At 65.0% G+C, this 20973-nt stretch carries 18 protein-coding genes; 11 read left to right on the top strand and 7 right to left on the bottom strand.

Features of this window, described 5'->3' with window-relative positions; genetic code table 11:
- Positions 1-338: 338 nt before the first annotated feature.
- On the bottom strand, positions 339-2423 hold the full coding sequence (locus ACX1DW_RS09710; RefSeq protein ID WP_458993290.1) for a glycoside hydrolase family 5 protein: 2085 nt from the start codon (positions 2421-2423) through the stop codon (positions 339-341).
- A gap of 535 nt (positions 2424-2958) precedes the next feature.
- On the opposite strand from ACX1DW_RS09710, the gene ACX1DW_RS09715 reads away from it, so the two are divergent.
- Both ACX1DW_RS09715 and ACX1DW_RS09720 read left to right on the top strand, forming a co-directional pair.
- A complete protein-coding gene (locus ACX1DW_RS09715; protein ID WP_063541423.1) occupies positions 2959-3171 on the top strand; it encodes a hypervirulence associated TUDOR domain-containing protein in 213 nt (70 codons plus the stop codon).
- Between the two features lie 3 nt (positions 3172-3174).
- Positions 3175-3756, top strand: coding sequence for a DUF488 domain-containing protein (locus tag ACX1DW_RS09720; protein WP_458993291.1), 582 nt, complete (start codon positions 3175-3177; stop codon positions 3754-3756).
- Between the two features lie 44 nt (positions 3757-3800).
- On the opposite strand, the gene ACX1DW_RS09725 is transcribed toward ACX1DW_RS09720, so the two are convergent.
- From ACX1DW_RS09725 to ACX1DW_RS09735, 3 genes are all read right to left on the bottom strand, one after another.
- Positions 3801-4637: a CvfB family protein gene (locus ACX1DW_RS09725; protein ID WP_458993292.1), complete on the bottom strand. Its 837-nt coding sequence runs from the start codon at positions 4635-4637 to the stop codon at positions 3801-3803.
- 41 nt (positions 4638-4678) lie between these two features.
- Positions 4679-7006 (bottom strand): glucose/quinate/shikimate family membrane-bound PQQ-dependent dehydrogenase, encoded by a 2328-nt coding sequence (locus ACX1DW_RS09730; RefSeq protein ID WP_458993293.1) that lies wholly within the window; start codon positions 7004-7006, stop codon positions 4679-4681.
- Positions 7007-7174: 168 nt separating this feature from the next.
- A complete protein-coding gene (locus ACX1DW_RS09735) occupies positions 7175-8323 on the bottom strand; it encodes a PQQ-dependent sugar dehydrogenase (RefSeq protein ID WP_458993294.1) in 1149 nt (382 codons plus the stop codon).
- A gap of 180 nt (positions 8324-8503) precedes the next feature.
- Here ACX1DW_RS09735 and ACX1DW_RS09740 point away from each other — a divergent pair, with 180 nt between their 5' ends.
- From ACX1DW_RS09740 to ACX1DW_RS09755, 4 genes are all read left to right on the top strand, one after another.
- Complete coding sequence (locus tag ACX1DW_RS09740; protein ID WP_267932459.1) at positions 8504-8683, top strand: hypothetical protein; 180 nt, start codon at positions 8504-8506, stop codon at positions 8681-8683.
- Positions 8684-8765: 82 nt separating this feature from the next.
- The gene (locus tag ACX1DW_RS09745) at positions 8766-9491 is read left to right on the top strand and encodes an RNA pseudouridine synthase (protein ID WP_458993295.1); all 726 of its coding nucleotides are present in this window, start codon (positions 8766-8768) and stop codon (positions 9489-9491) included.
- Positions 9492-9619: 128 nt separating this feature from the next.
- Positions 9620-10390, top strand: coding sequence for a PAAT family amino acid ABC transporter substrate-binding protein (locus ACX1DW_RS09750; RefSeq protein ID WP_458993296.1), 771 nt, complete (start codon positions 9620-9622; stop codon positions 10388-10390).
- Positions 10391-10468: 78 nt separating this feature from the next.
- The gene (locus ACX1DW_RS09755; protein ID WP_458993297.1) at positions 10469-11017 is read left to right on the top strand and encodes a hypothetical protein; all 549 of its coding nucleotides are present in this window, start codon (positions 10469-10471) and stop codon (positions 11015-11017) included.
- A gap of 40 nt (positions 11018-11057) precedes the next feature.
- On the opposite strand, the gene ACX1DW_RS09760 is transcribed toward ACX1DW_RS09755, so the two are convergent.
- Positions 11058-11246 carry a hypothetical protein gene (locus ACX1DW_RS09760; protein WP_063541407.1) on the bottom strand — a complete coding sequence of 63 codons (189 nt, stop codon included), beginning with the start codon at positions 11244-11246 and terminating at the stop codon, positions 11058-11060.
- Between the two features lie 176 nt (positions 11247-11422).
- Here ACX1DW_RS09760 and ACX1DW_RS09765 point away from each other — a divergent pair, with 176 nt between their 5' ends.
- A complete protein-coding gene (locus tag ACX1DW_RS09765) occupies positions 11423-12283 on the top strand; it encodes a DUF6279 family lipoprotein (RefSeq protein WP_458993298.1) in 861 nt (286 codons plus the stop codon).
- Positions 12284-12293: 10 nt separating this feature from the next.
- Here the strand turns inward: ACX1DW_RS09765 and ACX1DW_RS09770 are convergent, their stop codons facing one another.
- Positions 12294-16613 carry a DEAD/DEAH box helicase gene (locus ACX1DW_RS09770; protein ID WP_458993299.1) on the bottom strand — a complete coding sequence of 1440 codons (4320 nt, stop codon included), beginning with the start codon at positions 16611-16613 and terminating at the stop codon, positions 12294-12296.
- A gap of 117 nt (positions 16614-16730) precedes the next feature.
- Between ACX1DW_RS09770 and ACX1DW_RS09775 the strand changes: the two genes are divergently transcribed.
- Together ACX1DW_RS09775 and ACX1DW_RS09780 are read left to right on the top strand one after the other, a co-directional pair.
- On the top strand, positions 16731-17036 hold the full coding sequence (locus ACX1DW_RS09775) for a hypothetical protein (protein WP_013982271.1): 306 nt from the start codon (positions 16731-16733) through the stop codon (positions 17034-17036).
- 9 nt (positions 17037-17045) lie between these two features.
- Positions 17046-17741: an SDR family oxidoreductase gene (locus tag ACX1DW_RS09780; protein ID WP_458993300.1), complete on the top strand. Its 696-nt coding sequence runs from the start codon at positions 17046-17048 to the stop codon at positions 17739-17741.
- A 9-nt stretch (positions 17742-17750) separates the two neighbouring features.
- Here the strand turns inward: ACX1DW_RS09780 and ACX1DW_RS09785 are convergent, their stop codons facing one another.
- On the bottom strand, positions 17751-18566 hold the full coding sequence (locus tag ACX1DW_RS09785; RefSeq protein ID WP_200594939.1) for an OBAP family protein: 816 nt from the start codon (positions 18564-18566) through the stop codon (positions 17751-17753).
- A gap of 152 nt (positions 18567-18718) precedes the next feature.
- On the opposite strand from ACX1DW_RS09785, the gene egtB reads away from it, so the two are divergent.
- Both egtB and egtD read left to right on the top strand, forming a co-directional pair.
- Positions 18719-20008, top strand: coding sequence for an ergothioneine biosynthesis protein EgtB (egtB, locus tag ACX1DW_RS09790; protein WP_200594937.1), 1290 nt, complete (start codon positions 18719-18721; stop codon positions 20006-20008).
- 2 nt (positions 20009-20010) lie between these two features.
- Positions 20011-20973, top strand: a complete 963-nt coding sequence (egtD, locus tag ACX1DW_RS09795) for an L-histidine N(alpha)-methyltransferase (RefSeq protein WP_063541395.1) — start codon at positions 20011-20013, stop codon at positions 20971-20973.

The following is a 20973-nucleotide window of genomic DNA, read 5'->3' on the forward strand; positions in this document are numbered from 1 at the left end:
ACCGGACCCCCTATTTCGAGTTCCGTCGCTCTGGCTGGATGGTTCAAGACTTTGGCGCCAGCATCGCCGGGGATGCCCGCCGCCAGCGGAGGGGTAGCTTCAATGCTGAAATGCTGGCTTATCGCCTGATGCGCAGGCGCAGCCAGCATGGCTGCTGGGCTGCAGGCGTGATCGGGGAGAACAGGCGAAACGGCAGGAACCGGAACGTCATGACCGTGTGGTCAGTTCATAAGCCGGGACCGTCGCAACGGCGGGCCGACGAAGTGCAGTGCGGTTCTATACGCCAGAAAAACAGAAACGGGCCCGAAGGCCCGTTCTGGTATCGCTGGTTCGCGGTGTTACAGCGGACCGATGCTGGTGCAGCTGTTTGCGGCTTTGGCGTGCTTCTGCAGAACCGGCAGCTGCGGACGGTACTTGCCACTGCTCACGTCCAGGGACATGGCGTACTCGCCCCACCAGGGACCGGCAGCCCAGTAGGTGCTCGGGATGCAGTTCTGACGCAGGTAGGCCAGCAGGTTATCGGTTGCAACGATGGCCGAGGGCGAGAAATCCGGTACGCCATGCTCACCGATGTAGCCGCGCAGTTTGTGCTGCTTGAGCCAGTCGACGAAGGGCTTGACGCGATTGACACCAACCATCGGGTCGAACTGCTCGGTCTTGTCGAAGTAGTTGCCGGAGAAATCCTTGTCCACGTACATGTGTGCTTCGTACACCAGGTTGTTCTTCGGATCACGCATCCACGGGTTGCTGACCAGCTGGGTGTTGTAGTGCGGCCAGTGGAAGGCGCTCGACCAGCGATCGCCCGCTACGTAGATCCAGCGCTTGGAGTCGACGGTGCGGATTGCCTGAGCAGCGGCCAGGGCAGCTTGCGGCCAGAGCCCGTTGGTGGAGTGCGGCTCGTTCATCAGACCGTAGCCCTCGACGGCAGGATGATTGACCACCTGCTGCACGATCTGCTTCCACACCGCGGCGAAGGAACTGATGGGTACTTCTTTGGAGCCGATCAGCTTGCCGTAGTAACGGTAGTAGTTGTGCAGGTCGAGAATCACCTTGACGTTGTGCTTCTGCGCGAAGTCCAGCGACTGCTTCAGACGGGCGAGCTCCTCGGCATTCAGCGGCGAGTTCAGCTTGGGCTGGATTCGCTCCCAGAGGAACGGCAGGCGAACCAGCGGCATGCCCAGGTCGGAGTACTTCTTGTAGTACGACTCGGCCGGATAGGTGTAGTTGGTGCCGTGCTTGCCAGGAACAACCGAGGGACCGAAGCCCGCGCCGGACAGGTTGACGCCGACCAGCAGCGGCTTGCCGTTGGTGGTGTCAGGTGCGGTGGGCGCCGGTGCCGGAGCCGGGGCGGCTTCTACTGGCGGAGTAGTCAGAGCAGGAGACGAAGGAGCGCTGGTCGATGTGCTGACCACCGAGATGGTCTTCGGATAGCCCAGGGTCGCGCCGTTGATCACCGCACCGTCGAGGAAAACGCTCATGTTGCTGCCCACCACTTGAGTGCGCAGCACCTTGCGAGTCTGGCCGTCAGCGAGCTTCACCAACGCGCCCGTCTTGAATGCTGCCACGTTGGCGCTGCTTGCCTGGATGGAGAAGCCGGCAGCAGTACGGAACATACCGTTGAGCCAATGGGTGTTGGTGTAGTTGTTCAGGTTGCTGGTGGCGATGACCGAAGTGGTCGGAGCAGTGGGGGCCGGAGCCGGGCTGGTAGTGGAAGTTGTAGCCAGCGACAACTTGTTCGGTGCACCGACGACACTTCCGTTAACTGCTGCACCTTCTAGATAGACGCTCATATTGGCGCCGACAACTTGTACCTGGGTAACTTTGCGAACCTGGCCATCTGCCAGCTTGGCTGTCGCTCCAACTTTGAAAGCAGCCTTGTTGGCATCACTTGCCGGAATGGAGAAGCCCGGCGACTTGCGCCATACGCCATTGAGCCAATCGGTATTGGTGAACGCGTTGATGCTGGTCGAGTGCGCGGTGACGGTAGTCGGTGAAGTGACCGGAGTGGTGGAAGTTACCGGTGCCGTTACGGCCGTACTACCGATGGTGACCACCTGCGGTGCACCAACCTTGTTGCCGTCCAGCTTTGCACCTTCCAGGAAGACGCTCATGTTGCTGCCGACGATCTGCGCGCGGCTGATCTTGCGAACCTGACCGTCCGCCAGTCGTACCGAAACGCCGGCCACGAACGCGGAGCGGTTCGCCGAGGTGGCAGGAATCGAGAAGCCGGCGCCGGTGCGCCAGACACCGTTCAGCCAATCGGTGTTGGTGAACGCGTTGATCTTGGCGGAAACCGATACGGCAGCAACCGTTGCTGCAGCGGCATAAGGCGTGGTTACAACGGCGGTACCACCCAGAAGAACAGCGGCGGCGATGGAAGCGACGAGTGCCTTGCGGGCACCGAAAAACAGGTTGGTGGACATTGAGTCTCTCCGGAACTTACTGCTTCAAAGGCGGAGCCTTCAAAAAGAAACGGGAGGTCGATAAGTCGTGGGGCGTTGCTCTTGAGGAGTGCCGCGGTGTCACAACAAACGAACCGTTCAACAAGAAATTTCCCGCCGTCCACCCCCTGAACAAACCGGCAAATCGTCTTGCGTGGCGGCTTTATAATAGGTTCGAAAAATTAATGGAAATTTTTTTGTCAGTAATAGATCGCCAGAAAATCGCCACAACCTGCAAATAACATTAAGTTGCCATTACTCATATGGCGATAGCTGTCGAATTGATATTACGTTTAACCGCCCTAGTTGGTTACCTGGCGCCAAAATGAGCGTCGGCTTTTTGAACTTTGGTGGTCGCTAGAGGGATTAACCGCTATCAAAGCTTGCCGACGAACGGTATATAGCGGAGAAGCAAAACAGCCCTTCGTGTCGGATAAAAAACCAAGTGCCGGAAACAACCGATCTTCGTCGGCTGATGGCTGTCGGAAGCCTTACCGAACGACGAAACGGAGGCACCATGAGCCAGAAGTACAAAGTGGGCGATCACGTCAGCTGGAATTCGGAAGCAGGACGGGTCAGCGGTCACATCACCCGAGTGCACACGGCAGACACCGAATTCATGGGCCGCACACGGCGCGCCAGCCCGGACGCGCCGCAATACGAGATCAAGAGCGACAAGACCGACCATGTCGCAATGCATAAAGAGTCGGCGCTCAGGAAGCTGAGCTGAGGCATGGTTCAGCCAGCCACGGTGTGGACCATCGGCCACTCGACGCGCTCGCTGGAGCAGCTGGTCGAGCTACTGCGCCACCATCAGATCGAGGCCATCGCCGACGTCCGCCGCTTTCCCGGCTCAAGGCGCTTGCCGCAGTTCGGCGAGGCAGCCCTGCGCGAAGGTCTGGAAGCGCACGGGCTGCACTATCAATGGATCGAGGAACTGGGCGGCAGACGGCGGCCTCTGAAGGATTCGCCAAACCTGGCCTGGCGCAACAGCTCGTTTCGCGGCTATGCCGACCATCTGCGCAGCGATGAATTCGACCGCGGCCTGCAGCGCCTACTGGAAATGGCGGCGCAACGACGCACGGCGATGATGTGCGCCGAGGTGCTCTGGTGGCGCTGCCATCGTTCGCTGGTCTCGGACGTGTTGAAAATGCGCGGTATCGAAGTCCTGCATATCCAGGACGAGAAGCCGCCGGCCGCCCACCCGTTCACCGCCCCTGCCCGCCTGGTCGACGGGCAGCTGAGCTATGCGGAGGGCAAAGGCGAGTCGTTGAGAAAGGAAGTCGGCAGCGGGCAGATCAGTCTGGTTCTGTAGCAGCCGCTGGGTGGTCACTGCGACCACCCGGCTATGGGGTTGGCTCAGGCGCGTTCGATGCGATCGGGGTGGATGACGATGCGGCCCTGCTTGTAAAGACCACCGATGGCCTTCTTGAAGTTGCCCTTGCTGACGCCGAAGCGGCGGACAATTTCCTCGGCCGGACTCTTGTCACTGACATCCAGCGAGCCCTGGTTTTCCTCCAGTTTCTGCAGAATCAGCGCCTGCAGCGCATCGGTCGCTTCACTACCCACCGGCTGCAGGCTCAGGCTGATCTTGCCGTCGGGCCGCAGCTCCTTGATATAGCCACGCTCGCGCATGCCTCCACGGAGAAACTTGAATACCTCGTTCTTGTGGATAAGCCCCCAGTGCTGGCCGTTGATGATCGCCTTAAAACCAAGATCGGTCGCCTCGACGATCAGCAGGTCCACCGCCTCTCCTACCTTGTAATTCGCCGCGGTCTTGTCCAGGTAGCGATCCAGGCGTGCCGTGGCGGTAATACGCCGGGTGCGCTTGTCGACGTAAACGTAGACCACGCAGTAATCACCGACCTGCAGCGGCCGCTTCTCCTCCGAATGCGGCAAGAGCAGATCCTTGGGCAGGCCCCAGTCGAGGAACAGGCCAACGCGGTTGATCTCCGCCACCTTCAGACTGGCGAATTCACCGACCTGCACCTTGGGCTTTTCGGTGGTGGCGATCAGCTTGTCCTCGCTGTCGAGGTAGATGAAGACGTTCAGCCAGTCATCCACCTCGGTCGGTGTGTCCTTGGGGATGTAACGGTTGGGCAGCAGGATTTCGCCGTCCGGGCCGCCGTCGAGATAGAGGCCGAAACCGGTGTGCTTGACGATCTGCAGGCTGTTGTAGCGTCCGATGGCGGCCATGTGGGCGGTCCCGAATATAAAGGCGGCGATTCTAGCGCCTGTCAGCGTGGCAATGCATAGGCGATCACCGAATCACCGGCTTTGGTGCCCAGCGAGCCATGTCCGCCGGCGACCACCACCACCATCTGCCGACCCGAGCGGCTCTCGTAGGTCATCGGCGTGGCCTGACCGCCGGCTGGTAGACGCGCTTTCCAGAGTTCGCGGCCGGTGCTGACATCGTAAGCACGCAGGTAGTAGTCCAGCGTGCCGCTCAAGAACGCCACACCCCCGGCGGTGAGCATTGGTCCGCCAAGGCTCGGCACGCCCATCTTGAACGGCAGCGGGATCGGCGCACGATCGCGCACCGTGCCGTTCTTGCGCAGCCAATGCGTCTTGCCGGTACGCAGATCGGCGCCGGCCACGTAGCCCCACGGCGGCGCGGTACATGGCAGGCCAATGGGCGATACGAAAGCCTTCAGCTCAACGGCGAAGGGCGAGCCGAAATTCTCGTTGAGGAATGGCTCCTCATCGGACACGTAAGTCGTCTCGGCGTCCTCGCGCGGAATCAGGCGGGAAGTGAATGCCAGATAGGCCGGCGCGCTGAACACCATCTGCCGCACCGGATCGACCGCTACCCCACCCCAGTTGAACACGCCGAAATTGCCCGGATGCACCAGCGTGCCCTGAGTGGAGGGTGGTGTGTAGCGCCCTTCGTAGCGCAGGGAGTGGAACTGGATATGGCACATCATCTGATCGATCAGCGTCGCGCCCCACAGGTCCTTGCCCTGCAGCTTCGGCGGCTCGTAGGACAGCGCCGAGGCCGGCTGCGTCTTGGCGACCCAGTCGCCCTCGGCCGCGCCCTGCGGCGCCGGCACCTCGCGTACCGGCAGGATCGGCTCGCCGGTGCGACGGTCCAGCACATAGATGTCGCCCTGCTTGGTCGGCGCCACCAGCGCCGGGACCAGGCCCTCTTCGGTCTGGATATCGACCAGGCTCGGCTGCGCCGGCACGTCCATGTCCCACAGATCATGTCGCACGGTCTGGAACACCCAGCGCAGCTCGCCGCTCTCCAGGTCCAGCGCAACGATCGAAGAAGAAAAGCGTTCGCTGTTCTCGCTCCGTCGACCACCCCATTGATCGGGCACCTGATTGCCCAGCGGCACGTAGATCAAACCCAGCGCCTCGTCTGCACTGGAAATGCTCCAGCTGTTCGGGCTGCTGGCGCTGTAGGTTTCACCCGCTGCAATGGGCGCGGTCTCGTCTGGATTGCCGGGGTCCCAGTTCCACTTCAGCTCGCCGGTGTAGACGTCATAGGCACGGATCACTCCGGAAGGCTCATTGGCGCGAACATTGTCGTTTACTGCCCCGCCGATGATGACCAGGTCACGCGCCACCACTGGCGGCGAGGTCGAGTAGTAGAAGCCCTCCTTGACGTGGGGCATATTGGCCCACAGGTCCACCTCACCGTTATCGCCAAAACCGGGACAGATCTCACCGGTCTTGGCATCCAGGGCGATCAGCCGCGCGTCGGCGGTGGGCATGAACAGCCGCTGGCGACAGCTCTGCGCCTCGTTGCCGGCCGGCGCGGCGTGGTAGGACAGCCCACGACAGGTCAGATGCTGGCGGTTGACCGAATGCGGCACCTTGGGATCGAAGCGCCAGCGTTCCTGTCCGGTCTCGGCGTCCAGTGCGATGACGAAGTTGTGCGGCGTGCACAGGTACAGGCTGTCATCGATCTTCAGCGGCGTGACTTCGTAGGTGGTCTCGTTCGGATCTTCGGGGCCGCGCAGGTCACCGGTATGGTAATGCCACACCGGCTCCAGACGCTCGACATTGGCTGGCGTGATCTGCGCCAGCGGCGAGTAGCGCTGGCCATGCTGCGTGCGCCCATAGGCATGCCAGTCGCCGGCCGGCACGCTGTCGGTAGCGGGCGCTTCTGCCAACGGTGGCGGCAGCATGCCCTTGATGTCATGGCTGTCGTGGCCGATTGCATAGACCGCCGTACCGCCCCACAGCAGCACCGCCAGCAGCAACGGCAGTGCAGCACCACCCCACGCACCCCAGCCGAAATGCTGCCAGCCCAGTCGCTGCACAACCCAAGGCATGAGCAGCCACAACCCGAGCGGCGCGATGATGCTGCCGCGAGGAGCCAGCTGCCACCAGTCGGGGCCCACCTCGTACAGTGCCCAGCCGAGCGCCCCGAGCATGAGCAGTGCATAGACCCACAACGCCGCGCGTCTGCGCATCAGCAGGAGGACGCCCGTCAGCAGAAAACCGCCAGCCACGACCGCGAAATACCAGGTGCCTCCGAGACTGATGACTTTCGCGCCGCCGGCAGCCAGCGCCAAGCCGATGACGATGCAGAACAATCCGCTGATGACCACAGCCACGGCATTTCTCCCTCGATCTTGTTATCGAACCCGTACAACCCCGTTCAGGGGGCCGCCATCAGCGGCCGCCTGAAAAGTGGGACAGGCAATGCGCGGGAATGCTCCGCGCCGATCGAAGATCGCTGCATCGACCGCGGTCAGCCACCACGGCCATGTCGATCAGAGACGTCAGCGGGATTCGAGCCCGACCTGCAGCAGCTTGCCATTACCGGCATCGGTGAGCAGGTAGAGAAAGCCATCCGGCCCGACGCGGACATCGCGTATGCGCGCGCCCATGTCCTTGAGCAGACGCTCCTCACCGACGATGCGATCGCCGTCCAGGCGCAGACGGATCAGTGACTGATCCACCAGAGCACCGATGAACAGGCTGTGCTGCCAGGCCGGGAAACGCTCGGCGTCATAGAACGCCATGCCACTGACGCCGGGAGATTTCGTCCAGACGTGATGCGGCGGCTCGGTGCCAGGCACGGTTTTGCCCTTGGCTTCGGGGATCGGCAGCATGCTGTAGTTGATGCCATGGGTCGCCAGCGGCCAGCCATAGTTCTTGCCGGCTTGCGGAATGTTGATCTCGTCGCCGCCCCGCGGGCCGTGCTCGTGGGTCCAGAGCACTCCGCTCCAGGGGTTGAGTGCAGCGCCCTGCTGATTGCGGTGGCCATAGGACCAGATTTCCGGCCGCGCACCATCCTGGCCGACGTAGGGGTTGTCTTGCGGCACACTGCCGTCGGGCCGGATGCGCACCACCTTGCCCTGGTGCTTGTCGAGGTCCTGCGCAGTGGAGCGCTGATTGTTCTCACCCAGGGCGACGAATAGATGGCCGTCGCCATCGAACACCAGCCGCGAGCCGAAATGCACACCACTGGACAGCTTCGGCTGCTGGCGGAAGATCACCTCGAAGTTCTCCAGCCGGGACAGATCCTCACTGAGCCTACCGCGCCCTACGGCTGTTCCGGCCATGCCCTGTTCGCCGGCTTCGGCATAGCTGAGATACACCAGCCGGTCGGTCTGAAAGTCCGGCGACAACCGCACGTCCAGCAAGCCACCCTGCGAGCGGGCGAATACATCCGGCACCCCGGCCAGCGGCTCGGAAAGATGGCCATCCAGATCGACTAGACGCAGATGCCCCGGCCGTTCGGTCACCAGCATTCGCTTGCCGTCCGGCAGAAAGGCCAATCCCCACGGGTTCTCCAGACCGGTGATGATTTCTTTCACCCTGACCGTGCCAGCCTCGCTGGGATATTCCTGCGGCTCGGCGACGAGCTGGAGCGAAAACGCACAACCGACGCCGAACAGCGCGGAGCGAATGACGTGACGATACATGGCGTTCCTCCCAAGTGGCCTGACGCGGCAAGCTCCGCGCCACAACGCTCTATTGAAGACCAGCGCGGCGCGGCAAGCGTTGCGAAAACGCTTCAGGAAATGACCACCTGTAAAAAGCTGAACAAAATTTGATCAAATCTGTATAATGCCCGGTTCGACTGATTGAAGGAAAAGCGATCCATGGCCACCAAGACCACCACCGCCAAGCGCAAGCCCGAACCTGCTACCGAAACCAGCCAATCCCTTGCCGCACAGATGGCAGCCTTTCTCAAGGCTGGCGGCGAAATCCAGACCATCCCCAATGGCGTGAGCGGCCAGACCCAAGGCCCGTCCCGCCAGATCACCATCAGCAAGAAGTGATCGACTGATCCGAACCGCTTTCGGCGAGCCGTTCCATGGCTCGCCGCGTTCTGCCTCCCTCCTGATCCTTTTCGAGCATCCCATGACCGACCCCGTGCGCCTTGCCAAACGCGTCGCCGAGCAATTCGGCTGTTCCCGGCGCGAGGCCGAGCTGTATGTCGAGGGCGGCTGGGTCACCGTCGACGGTGAGCTGATCGAAGCGCCCTTCGTCAAGGTCGGGCCCGAACAGCGCATCGAGCTGAAGGCAGGCGCCACTGCCCGCGAAGTCGCCCCCGTTACCCTGTTGCTGCACAAGCCGGCCGGCCTGGCGATCGGTGTCGAGGCGGAACGCATCCGTCAGGTGCTGCTGGATCGCGAACACTGGCAGGACGATCCCAACCGCATCGAGCCACTGCAACGTCACCTGCTGCGGCAACACCATCTGCTGCCGCTGGATGATGACGCCAGCGGCCTGGCGATCTTCACTCAGCAGCGCGAAGTGATCCGTGTGCTGACCGGTGCACGGGACAAACCGGAGCAGGAGTACATCGTCGAAGTCACCGGCGAGGCCGAAGAAGGCGGCCTGGCGCTGCTGGCCAAGGGCATCGGTCATCGTGGCAAGATCCTGCCCAAGGCCAAGGTCAGCTGGCAGAGCGAGAGCCGCCTGCGCGTGGTGGTCAAGGAGCCCGCGCCGGGCGATGTTCGCATGCTCTGCGAGGCCATCGGCCTGCGCGTCATCGCCAGCAAGCGCATCCGCATCGGCCGGCTGTCGATGGCCAAGCTGCCGGTGGGGAACTGGCGCTTCCTCGGCGAGCACGAACGCTTCTGACGCCTCGGCCCGAGCCGGCCCGCAGCGCCGGTCGGCGGAGCGCACTTGCCTAACGGGCAACTGTGAACCAGTCTTTGCCGCGTATCGCGGCAAATCGCCACGACATCTCACCCGAACACAGGATCGTGATGCGGACTCTTCTGCTCTGGCTGTTGATCTGCTTTTCAGCTCCGGCACTGGCAGCCGAGCCCGTCGCCGTCTGGGCGTACCAGCCCTCTCCCCCGTTCGCCTCCGGGCAGGGCCGCGGGCTCTCCGAGGCGCTGGTAGAGCTGCTCAATGAACACCCGAGCAATCAGGATCGTTTCGAGTTTCGCCTGAGTCAGCTGCCACGCAAGCGCCTCGACGCCCGGCTCGCCGCCAACGAGCCAGGCATCCTGCTCTGGGCCACACCGGAATTCTTTCCCGAGCACCTGACCACCGGCGCCAGCTGGACGCCTCCGCTGCTCTGCGACATCCAGGATTTCGTTTCCCGCCGTGACGCACCGGTCGACTACGATGGGCCACGCTCACTGCACGGCAAGCGTCTGGGCGGCATCCTCGGTCACCGCTACCGCGAGTTGCAGCCCGACATCGACAAGGGATTGATCCGCCGCGAAGACGTGCACAGCGACCTGCAGAACCTGAACAAGCTCCTCTCCGAGCGCATCGATGTGGTGCTCATGCCACGCTCTTCCCGCCTGTTCTATAGCCTGACCGAGACATCGGCGGACCAGCTGTACGTCTCGCCCAAGCCGCTCTATGTCTTCGATCGCCATCTGCTGATGACTGCCAGCCTGCCCGCCGAAACCACGCAATTCATGCAGCAGATGATTGCCGACCTGCCCCACAGCGCACGCTGGCTCAAGCTGCTCAGGCGCTACGGCCTGCACGAGATGAGCGCGCCCTGCTCCAGATACTGAGCGAACGTAAGCGCCACTGGCGAATCGAAGCTGGCACACCGCATACTGGCGAAAAGAGAACGGAGTACCAATTCAGCCATGAAAAAGGCATTGCTGTTCGGCCTGTTTTTGGCCCTCGGCGGCTGCGCCAGCCAGTCCTGCGATCGCGTCTGGAGCAACAGCTGTCGAGCCGAGCGCCTGCTTTACCAGAACGACCTGATGCAGGCGAAGATCCTGATCTCGGTCGGCAACGAGGATGGCTACGAGCTGGCGCAGGCCCTGCTCGATCGCAGCGCGCGCCTCGACCGGCGGGGTGAAACCGAGTTCTACCAGGCGCTGCTACTGATCCGCCAGGGCCCGGAACCGTCCGAAGTGCTGCAACTGCTGGAGCAGGCCAAGCGCAAGGGTCATCCCCATGCGGTGGCGTTGCTCTACAAGATCTATCAGGAACCCTACCTGCTCGCCGAAGCCGATCCGGAAAGGGCCGAGGGCTACCGCCAGGCCTATGGCGAGCTTGATGTCGCGCGCAGCGGTTACCCGTCGTTCGAAAAGTCGCTGGAACTGGTCGACCAGCTGGTCGCCCCGCCGCCGCCTGCCGCCGAATATCAGGCCCCCTGTCCGCAGCATTGCCTGGAGCAGGCCCGCTGACCCGTCATTGACACTTGTCGCGCCGCTCAGACGGCGCCGCTTACGGTGCAGGGGTCTGCAAGATGCGTGGCTCCTGCTCGCCGTCAGCCACCGCACGGGCTTCCTGCTCGGAGCCATAGGGTCCACCGATGATCGTGCCGTCCAGCTCCACGACCCAGCACACCGCCCAGGTCGGGCGCCAGGCCTTGGGTACGTCGTCGCCGCTGAGATGCTTGATCTGAGTGCTCATGGCTGCTCTCCACTGCTGTAGGAATGTGCACCGCCGCGCGCTACGCGGCGGGCGCTTATTCTGAAGACCACGGCATGGCCGACTTTGCTCGCCCACGGCAAGCAGATCCACCTTCGATCGAACCACCGCCAGCGCCTTGGCTCTACGGAAAAGGCGCCGACCGCGAGGAACCGAGGATGCGTACCACCCGACTGCTTGTGCTAACGCTGCTGATCGCGACGCTGCTGGCGGGCTGCAGTCGCGCCACGCTGGTCTATCGCAACCTCGACACGCTGATCCCCTGGACGCTCAACGACTATCTGGATCTGGACCGCACCCAACAGCGCGAACTGCGCGGACGGCTACGCGAGCACCTGGCCTGGCACTGCAGCACCCAACTGCCGGAACTCCTTGCCAGGCTCGACCGGCTGGAGCACAGCAGTGCCGACGGCCCACTCGAGCCGAGCGATCTGGAGCCGCACTACCGCGGCGTACGCGATGCCATGCACAGCATCGCCGTGGAGGTCACGCCGACCGCCACCGATCTGCTGCGAGCATTGAACGACGCGCAAGTCGAGGAACTGCGCGAAGCGTTGGACGAGAACCGCCGCGAGCACCGCGAGAAATACCTCGAGCCGCCGCTGGAACAGCAGATCCGCGAGCGCGCCGAGCGCATGCAGGACCGCCTGCAGTACTGGTTCGGCCCATTGAACGCGCAGCAGCGCCAGCGAGTGCTGGCCTGGGCGCACACACTGAGCGAGCAGAATAGCCGCTGGCTGCGCAACCGCGAGCAATGGCAGACGATGCTGCTGGCCGCCGTCGAGCAGCGCCACGGCGCCGATTTCGATAGGCGTATCGCTCGGCTCTTGCAGGATCGCGAAGCGCTGCTCAACGAAGACGACCGCGCCGCGCTGCAACGCGCAGAACAGGCCGGTCTGGAATTGGTGGCCGACCTCCATCGCCTGGCCGACGACAGCCAGCGCGACCATCTGAGCGGACGGCTGACGCAGCTGCAGAGCGACTTCGGCAGTCTGAAGTGCCTGGCCCAGGCCGGCTGACGAACGGGTCTCAGCGTCCTGTCGAGGTCAGCCGGCGCAGGGCTTCGCGCTGCGCCGGCTCGTCGAGTTCGAGCAACCACTGCGGCTTGCCCGCCACCAGCACCGCCAGCGGCACGCCATCGCGGTAGAGGATGCGGTTGCCCGGCAGCGCCGGCACCTTGCTGCCCGGCAACAGCGTCCCCAACTGATTCAGCGGATCGACCGCCGAGACCGCCAGCAGCTCGCCTGCCAACGGCCGCTTTCGCACCTCGCGCAACAGCGCCAGCGCTTCCGGCAGGGCGAACTGCTCGCCCGCCACGCCTGCGACGAAACGCCCGCCGCGGATCTCGCCACGCGCTTCCAGCCGGTGGTAGACCCGCAACAGCTCGCGCCAGGGCGGCAGCCAGTCCGCCTCGCGCGCCAGCAGTCGCCAGAACACCACGCCGTAACGGCGCAGCAGCACGCGGGCAATGTGCTCCAGCGCCTCAGCCGAAAAGCCGGAGCGGCCGGTCGTTTCCTCGCCCTCGGCGGGTTTGCGCACCAGCGCCCAGCGGCCCGCATCGGCCATGCCGCCGATGAAGGCGCCTCCGAGGGTTCGCCGCGCCGTGCGCGAACGCTTGCTGGCCGGCGTCAGCAGCGCACGCAGGCCGGCGAAGCTGTCGGCGTTCACCAGCCCGACTGCCACCAGTTCGCCCAGGGCGTCCTCCAGCTCGCTGCGCAGCAGATGGGCATCGTACTGCAGTTCGTCGAAGAACAGCGCGCCATGGGTCTGCAGGCAATCGAACACGCGCTGCGCCCGCGATGACAGTTCCGGCGCGGGCGCGTCGCTGGCCAATGCATGCCAGGCACCGAGCTGGCGCCGCGGCAACAGTACGATGGGCGTGCCACGTACCGGCCCGCCGCTGGCCTTGAGACGCCCGCACAGCCGCGTCCAGACAATGCGACCGGAGCGGCACAGCTCATCCAGCCAGGTGCTGCCGTAATCCTTCAGACGGGCCGGCAGCAAATCGCTTTCCCAGGCCGTCGCTGCCGCCTGGAAGCCTTCCAGCTGCTCGACCAGAGTGCCCAGCGCCTCGCGCCCCTGCATGCGGGTGCCCGCCGACAGATGCTGCCAGTCGGCGAGAAAGCGCATGCAGTCGGCAAGCTCCACCGGCTCGATCTCGCGGCGCAGGAGCTTGACCGTGTAGCGATGGATGCGCGCCAGCAGGTGCCGCTCGCACCACTCGTCCTCGCTCGCTCCTGGGCTGAAGCGCCCGCGCAGCACATAGCCCTGGGCCTCCAGGCGGGTCAGCGCCAGCGCCACCGCCGAGGCCGGCAGGGCCAGCGGCCGAGCGATCAGCGGCACCGGCAGCGGCGCGAAACCGCTCAGGCGGGCGCGGATCAGTTCCACCAGCGCCTCTTCTTCGTCGAGCAGCTGGTCATAGCCGGCCGGCAATGGCAGACACGGCTCGCAGGCCGCCTGCGGATAGATCGAACGCAGCCAGGCCAGGCGCTCCAGCGGGGTCCAGAGCGCGCGGTCGTGAGCCACCTGCAGGCGTGTCGCCCGCCCCGCGCGGGCCAGCTCGGCGAGCCATTGCAGCCAGTGCGGCTGCCCCGCCGCCTCGGCCTCGGCGATGCAGCCCAGCGCCGTCAGCGCCTCGTGCAGCTCGTCGCTGTTGCGCGCCTCCGGCCAGGCCTCCGCCCCCACCGCCGCTATCGCCTCGGGGTCCAGCGCGCCAAGGTCGTCGGCCGATTCCGGATCGCTCCAGCGACGGGCGAGCACCGCCTGGGTGCGTCGCTCTTCCAACGGGGCGTCGTCGAGAAAGGCGTAGGGGCGCGCGCCGAGGATTTCCATGGCCAGTGGCGACGGCGCCGGCAGGTCACGTGTCAGCAGCTCGACTTCTCCGCTCTCCATGCGCCGCAGCAGCGCCAGCCAACCCTCGCTGTCCATGGCCTCGTGCAGGCAGTCGTCGAGGGTCTGGCGCACCAGCGGGTGGTCGGGAATCTCCCGTTCACCCACGATGTTCTCCAGGCAGGCCACCTGATCGGGGAACACCGTGGCCAGCAGGTCTTCGCTTTTCATCCGCTGCAGCTGCGGCGCCACCTTGCGCCCGCCGGCCATGCGCGGCAGGGCCAGCGCGGTAGTGGCGATCCAGCGCCAGCGCACGCCGAACAGCGGCGCGTCGAGCAGCGCCTGGATCAGCACCTGTTCGGCACTGGCCGAATGCAGGTAGCGCCAGACCTCATCCAGCGCGAAGCTGTGACTGGTCGACAGCGAGAGGATGATCGCGTCCTCGGTGGCTGCCGCCTGCAGCTCGAAGTTGAAGGTGCGGCAGAAGCGCTTGCGCAGCGCCAGGCCCCAGGCACGGTTGATGCGGCTGCCATAGGGCGAGTGGATCACCAGCTGGGTGCCGCCGGACTCATCGAAGAAGCGTTCCATGATCAGCCGCCGCTGGGTCGGCAACGCGCCCAGCGCCGAACGCGCTCGGGACAGGTATTCGACGATCTGCTGCGCGGCTTCGCGTGGGATGCCCGGGGTATCGGCGAGCCAATCGATCACCGGCTGCAGGCGTTCGGCCGCTTGCGACTCGGCGCTGGCCAGGCGCTGGTCGATTTCCCCGCGCAGGCGGGCGACCGCGAAGGACAGCTCGTCGCTGCGCCCTGGCGCTTCGCCGAGCCAGAACGGGATGCTTGGCGGCATGCCCTGGGCGTCCTCCACGCGCACCCGCCCCGCCTCGATCTTGAGAATGCGGTAGGAGGTGTTGCCGAGCTGGAACACGTCCCCGGCCAGGCTCTCCACGGCGAAATCCTCGTTCACCGTGCCGATGTTCAGCCCCTGCGGCTCCAGCAGCACGGCGTAGTCGGAGTTGTCGGCGATGGTGCCGCCGGAGGTCAGCGCGGTCAGCCGCCCGCCGCGGCGGCCGCGCAGGCTGCGGGTCGCCAGGTCGCGATGCAGATAGGCGCCGCGCGCGCCATGGCGAGTGGTATAGCCTTCGGCGAGCATCCTCAGCAGCGCCTGATAAGTGTCGTCATCCAGCACCGCATAGGGCATCGCCCGGCGCAGCAGCGCCAGCAGCGCGTCCTCCTGCCATTCACGGCTGGATACCTCGGCGACGATCTGCTGGGCCAGCACGTCCAGCGGCGCCGGGGGAATTCTCAGCGTGTCCAGTTCGCCGCGGCGCACGGCATCGAGCAGCGCGGCGCATTCGATCAGGTCATCACGCGAGCTGGGAAACAGGCGCCCCTTGGATACGCCCGCCACCTGGTGACCGGCGCGTCCTACTCGTTGAAGGAAGGCGGCGATCGAGCGCGGCGAGCCGAGCTGGCAGACCAGTTCCACGTCGCCGATATCGATGCCCAGCTCCAGCGAGGCGGTGGCCACCAGCACCCGCAGTTCGCCGCGTTTGAGCTTCTGCTCGGCCGTCAGCCGCTGCTCGCGCGCCAGGCTGCCGTGGTGCGCCGCCACCACCGCGCCGCCCAGCCGTTCGGCCAGATGGCGGGTGGTGCGCTCGGCCATGCGGCGCGTGTTGACGAACACCAGGGTGGTCCGATGCTCGCCGGCCAGCGTGGCCAGGCGGTCGTAGACCAGCGCCCAGGCATCGTTGCTCATTACCGCTTCCAGCGGCACCGGCGGGACTTCCAGCGCCAGGTCGCGGGCGCGGCCATGGCCGATATCGACGATCTCGCAAGAACGCTCGGTTCCGACCAGAAAGCGCGCAACCGCGTCTATGGGCTTCTGTGTGGCGGACAACCCGACGCGCACCAGCGGCCGTTCGCAGAGCGCCTCCAGCCGCTCCAGCGACAACGCCAGGTGGCTGCCGCGCTTGTTGCCGGCGATGGCGTGGATCTCGTCGACGATCACGCTGCGCACATCGCGCAGCATCTGCCGCCCGGACTCGGAGCCGAGCAGCACGTAGAGCGATTCCGGCGTGGTGACCAGGATGTGCGGCACCCGCTTGCGCATCGCGTTGCGCTCGGCCTGCGGCGTGTCGCCGGTGCGCACAGCGGTGCGAATGTCCACCGGCGGCAGGCCGAGCCGTTGCAGCTCGGCGCCGATGCCGGCCAGCGGTTGCTCGAGGTTGATATGGATATCGTTGGACAGCGCCTTGAGCGGCGACACGTAGAGCACCTGGGTGCCGTCGACCAGCCCGCCCTCGGTCAGGCCCTGCTGCACCAGCGCGTCGATGGCAGCGAGAAAGGCGGTCAGCGTCTTGCCCGAACCGGTCGGCGCGGCGACCAGGGTCGAGCGACCGGCGCGTACCAACGGCCAGGCTGCTGCCTGAGCCGGTGTCGGGGCGGGAAAGCTGCGGGAAAACCAGCCCGCCACGGCGGGATGGAAGCGGCACAGCGGATCGGGGGCAGGCATGCTCATGCGGATGAATATGGTGCCGCGCCGGCCATTGCACAAGCGACAGCCGGTCGGCTGTGGGGAAACGGCACCGGCATATGGCGGTCAACTCCAGACAACGGCAACGCAACGGAGACGATCATGACTACAACGCCCCTGAGCCTGGACAACGCGATGCAATTGGCCTCGGAAGCCTTTCTGCCCTGTGGCTGCGTGACCAGCGCCAACCCCGAAGACGACAGCTTTGGTTTCACCGTGATGAACGGCAGCGGCGAAGAACTCGCCCGGGTGGCGCAGGTGCGCGACTACGCCGACCCGCTGCGCATGGCCCAGGTCATCGAGCAGACCCGCCAGGAGCTGATCGACAAGGGCTGCACCCTGGAGCCCTGGACGATGCCCTTCATCACCGACGCCAGCGCCATTCCGGAAACCACTCCGAACTACTGAGGAGGCGGCATGAGCGATCCCGTTCTGTTGATCACCGGCGCCTCTTCCGGGATCGGTGCGGCCACCGCGCGCCAGGCCGCCAAGGCCGGCTATCGCCTGGCACTGGCCGCACGTTCGGTGGACAAGCTGCAGCGGCTGGTTGATGAAATCGGTCCGCAGCGCGCCATCGCCATCCGCTGCGACGTCACCGACTACGCCGAACAGCAGGCAATGGTGCAGCAGGTGCTGGAGCGCTTCGGCCAGCTCGATGCGGTCTACGCCAACGCCGGCATACCAGGCAGCGAAGGCGGCTTCAGCGCGGCCGACCCGGCGGTATGGAAGGAGATGCTGCTGACCAACGTCTACGGCGTCGGGCTGACGCTGCGCTGCACGCTAGCCGCGCTGAAGGCCAGCCGCGGCCATCTGCTGCTCACCGGCTCGGCGGCAGGGCGCTTCGTCATTCCCGGTTCGATGTACAGCGCCAGCAAATGGGCGGTGACCGGCATGGGCCTGAGCGTGCGCGAGGAGCTGCGCGGCAGCGGTGTACGGGTCACGCTGATCGAGCCGGGCATGGTCGATACGCCGCTGTTCGACGAGCCGCCGGCTTACGCCCTGCAACCGGAGGACATCGGCCGTGCGGTGGTCTATGCCCTGTCGCAACCGGCCCATGTGGACGTCAACGAAATCCTGATCCGCCCGACACCACCCCTGCAGGACGGTCCATAGGCACGGCGTTCATCGCGGGTCGCTGCGTTGCTGCTGTTGCTGCAGGCGGCCCGACTCGTGAATCTCCGCCGGTCCGGTCGTATCGCCATGCCGGTGTTCACCCGCGCCACGCACCCGCTGCAACTGGATGACCTCGCCCTGCTCCCAGGCATTGGCGGCAGGATGGACCGAGGGTTGTGGAATCGATTGGCGGTTGCGGCGGGTCTCCCGGGTATCCACGCCAATACGCCGATCGCGCGCCTTTTCCAGCGCCGGATCGAGCTGGCCGTCGGCGGTAAAGCCCATCATCAGCGCCGGAATACCGTAGGGCAGCTCCTTGTCGCGATCGGTGTGCCAGGTATGCCAGGTCTTGCCGTAGGTGCTGACCACCTGCTCCATCAGCTGCCGCTCCGCCACCTCAGGCAGGCCGGGCGCAACCAGGGTGCCGGACTTCACCTCGTAGTCGTGGCTGTGCCAGAGCTTCTTTTCCTCTTCCGGCAGCGTTTCGAACAGGCGCGCGCTGATGATGTATTCCACGCCCATCAGCTTGGCGTCGCGGCCGTTGCCGTCATAGATCAGCGCCTGCATCACCTCCTCGTTGAGGCGGGTGACATAGTGATGCGCCTCCATCTGTCCGTTCATGTCGCCGTTGTAGAAATGGAAGCCGTTGAGATAGGCGCTGACCGCGTTCAGCGGCGCCTGGCCCTGCAGCAAACGGGCGCCGGCCTCCAGCGCACGGGTCTCGGTACTTTTCGGCGCGCCCGCCGCCTCGGTGTAGGGTGCGGTGTCGTGCTGCCCGCAGGCCCCCAGAACGGCCGCGCTACAAAGGACCAGTGACTTTCGCATCGTTCGATCTCCTGCTTTGCTCATACGGGGAGTGACCACGTGCATTGCGCATTTCTTCACCACGGCCTACCCGTCCGGCAGAAACTTTTGCCCTTTGCCCCGTGTCGCTATGGGAGGCCGTTTCGGTCGCGCAAGAACCTAGGGGGACAGCCATGGGCAACCTGGCACAACAGCCGCATCCGGCATTGGCCGAACTCGATCAGTTGCTGCAGCGCTATCGACAGGTGCGCGCGACCAGCGAGGCGATCTGCGCGCCTCTGCAGATCGAGGATTACGTGATCCAGAGCACGCCGGAGGTCAGCCCGCCGAAATGGCACCTGGCGCATGTCACCTGGTTCTTCGAGACATTCGTACTGTTGCCCTACCTGCCGAGCTATCGATGCCAGAACAAGGCCTACGACTTTCTGTTCAATTCCTACTACCAGACCCACGGCGTGCCGTTCCCCAGGGCTCGACGCGGCATGCTTTCCCGCCCCGGGGTGAAGGAGGTCTATCGCTACCGCGAGCAGGTGGACCAGGCAATCGGCGAGCTGCTAGCCAACCCGCCTCGCGAGCAGGCCGCCGAGATCGTCCGGCGGGTCGGGCTGGGCTTGCAGCACGAGCAACAACATCAGGAACTGCTGCTGATGGACATCAAGCACATCCTGGCGCAGAACCCGCTGCATCCGGTCTATCGCGACGACCTGGCCAGCCCGTTGCCGAGCCGCCCGGCACGCCCCCGCTGGTATGACTATGCCGGTGGGGTGCAGCACATCGGCCATGCCGGCAGTGATTTCGCCTTCGATTGCGAAACGCCGCGGCATCGCCAGTTCGTCGAGGATTTCCAGCTTGCCGAGCGCCTGGTAACCAATGGCGAGTACCTGTCGTTCATCGCTGACGGCGGCTACGCCCGGCCGGAGCTGTGGCTTTCCGACGGCTGGGACCTGATCCAGCAGGCCGGCTGGAACGCACCGCTGTACTGGCTGCGAGAAGACGAAGCCTGGCATGAAATGACCTTGGGCGGGCTGCGCACGCTGGACCTGGAAGCACCGGTCTGCCACGTCAGCTACTACGAGGCTGATGCCTATGCACGCTGGGCCGGCGCACGCCTGCCGAGCGAGGCCGAGTGGGAGATGGCGGCGGCCGACCAGCCGCTACGTGGCAACTTTCTCGAGAGCGACTACCTGCAACCGGTCGCCGCGCCCACCGGCCACGACGGCCCGCTGCAGCTGTTCGGCGATGTCTGGGAATGGACAGCCAGCGCCTACCTGCCCTACCCCGGCTTCCGCCCGCTGGAAGGCAGCCTCGGTGAATACAACGGCAAATTCATGTCCGGCCAGATGGTGCTGCGCGGAGGCTGTTGCGCCACGCCGGAATCCCACGTGCGGGTCACCTACCGCAACTTCTTCCAGCCGGCGATGCGCTGGCAGTTCGCCGGGCTGCGCCTGGCACGAGGACTCTGAGCATGGCCCTGGCGATTCATTTTCACGATCAGCTGCAGCAGCCGCATGAGGCCTCGCTGCGCGACGAGACCCTGGCCGGATTCGCCGCCACACCGAAGTGGGCGTCACCGAAGTTCTTCTATGATCGGCGCGGGTCCGAGCTGTTCGAGCAGATATGCCGGCAGCCGGAGTACTACATCACCCGCACCGAGGAACAGATCCTTGCCGAGGCGGCCAACGACATCCTCGACATCGCCGGCCCTCACAGCGACCTGATCGAGCTGGGCAGCGGCGCCAGCCGCAAGGTCCGCCTGCTGCTGGAGGCGCTGCACCCGACCAGCTACCTGGGCATCGACATCTCCGAAGACTTCCTGCTCAGCAGCACCCAACGGCTGGCGGCGGACTATCCCTGGCTGGAAGTGCATGCCGCCTGTACCGACTTTTCCCATGAACTGAACCTGCCGGACGACTTCTCCAGCGAGCACCCGCTGGTGTTCTTCCCCGGCTCGAGCATCGGCAACTTCACCCCCGCCGAGGCCAGGGCCTTCCTGCAGCGTTTGCACGACGTGCTGCCGGCCGGCGGCGGGCTGCTGATCGGCGTCGACCTGGTCAAGGAGCGCGCCGTGCTCGAGGCCGCCTACAACGACCGCGCCCACGTAACCGCCGCCTTCAACCTCAACCTGCTGCAGCGCATCCGCAACGAGCTGGACAGCGACATCGACCCGTCGCGTTTCGTCCATCGAGCATTTTTCAACGAGAACGAATCGCGCATCGAGATGCATCTGATCAGCCCCGAGGCCCAGGACGTGACCATCGAAGGCCGGCGCTTTCATTTCGACGCCGGGGAAAGCCTGCACACGGAAAACTCCTACAAGTACACGCTGGAATCCTTCGTCGCGCTGGCGGACACAGCCGGTTTCGACTGCCGTGGCCAGTGGACCGATCGGCGCGAACTGTTCAGCGTGAACTACCTGCAACGACGCTGA

Source organism: Stutzerimonas sp. KH-1 (genome assembly GCF_054483855.1).

Bases quoted from the DNA above. Each gene is read 5' to 3' on its own strand.
- ACX1DW_RS09710 (WP_458993290.1), bottom strand. From the start codon at position 2,423: ATGTCCACCAACCTGTTTTTCGGTGCCCGCAAGGCACTCGTCGCTTCC.
- ACX1DW_RS09715 (WP_063541423.1), top strand. From the start codon at position 2,959: ATGAGCCAGAAGTACAAAGTGGGCGATCACGTCAGCTGGAATTCGGAA.
- ACX1DW_RS09720 (WP_458993291.1), top strand. From the start codon at position 3,175: ATGGTTCAGCCAGCCACGGTGTGGACCATCGGCCACTCGACGCGCTCG.
- ACX1DW_RS09725 (WP_458993292.1), bottom strand. From the start codon at position 4,637: ATGGCCGCCATCGGACGCTACAACAGCCTGCAGATCGTCAAGCACACC.
- ACX1DW_RS09735 (WP_458993294.1), bottom strand. From the start codon at position 8,323: ATGTATCGTCACGTCATTCGCTCCGCGCTGTTCGGCGTCGGTTGTGCG.
- ACX1DW_RS09740 (WP_267932459.1), top strand. From the start codon at position 8,504: ATGGCCACCAAGACCACCACCGCCAAGCGCAAGCCCGAACCTGCTACC.
- ACX1DW_RS09745 (WP_458993295.1), top strand. From the start codon at position 8,766: ATGACCGACCCCGTGCGCCTTGCCAAACGCGTCGCCGAGCAATTCGGC.
- ACX1DW_RS09750 (WP_458993296.1), top strand. From the start codon at position 9,620: ATGCGGACTCTTCTGCTCTGGCTGTTGATCTGCTTTTCAGCTCCGGCA.
- ACX1DW_RS09755 (WP_458993297.1), top strand. From the start codon at position 10,469: ATGAAAAAGGCATTGCTGTTCGGCCTGTTTTTGGCCCTCGGCGGCTGC.
- ACX1DW_RS09760 (WP_063541407.1), bottom strand. From the start codon at position 11,246: ATGAGCACTCAGATCAAGCATCTCAGCGGCGACGACGTACCCAAGGCC.
- ACX1DW_RS09765 (WP_458993298.1), top strand. From the start codon at position 11,423: ATGCGTACCACCCGACTGCTTGTGCTAACGCTGCTGATCGCGACGCTG.
- ACX1DW_RS09770 (WP_458993299.1), bottom strand. From the start codon at position 16,613: ATGAGCATGCCTGCCCCCGATCCGCTGTGCCGCTTCCATCCCGCCGTG.
- ACX1DW_RS09775 (WP_013982271.1), top strand. From the start codon at position 16,731: ATGACTACAACGCCCCTGAGCCTGGACAACGCGATGCAATTGGCCTCG.
- ACX1DW_RS09780 (WP_458993300.1), top strand. From the start codon at position 17,046: ATGAGCGATCCCGTTCTGTTGATCACCGGCGCCTCTTCCGGGATCGGT.
- ACX1DW_RS09785 (WP_200594939.1), bottom strand. From the start codon at position 18,566: ATGCGAAAGTCACTGGTCCTTTGTAGCGCGGCCGTTCTGGGGGCCTGC.
- egtB (WP_200594937.1), top strand. From the start codon at position 18,719: ATGGGCAACCTGGCACAACAGCCGCATCCGGCATTGGCCGAACTCGAT.
- egtD (WP_063541395.1), top strand. From the start codon at position 20,011: ATGGCCCTGGCGATTCATTTTCACGATCAGCTGCAGCAGCCGCATGAG.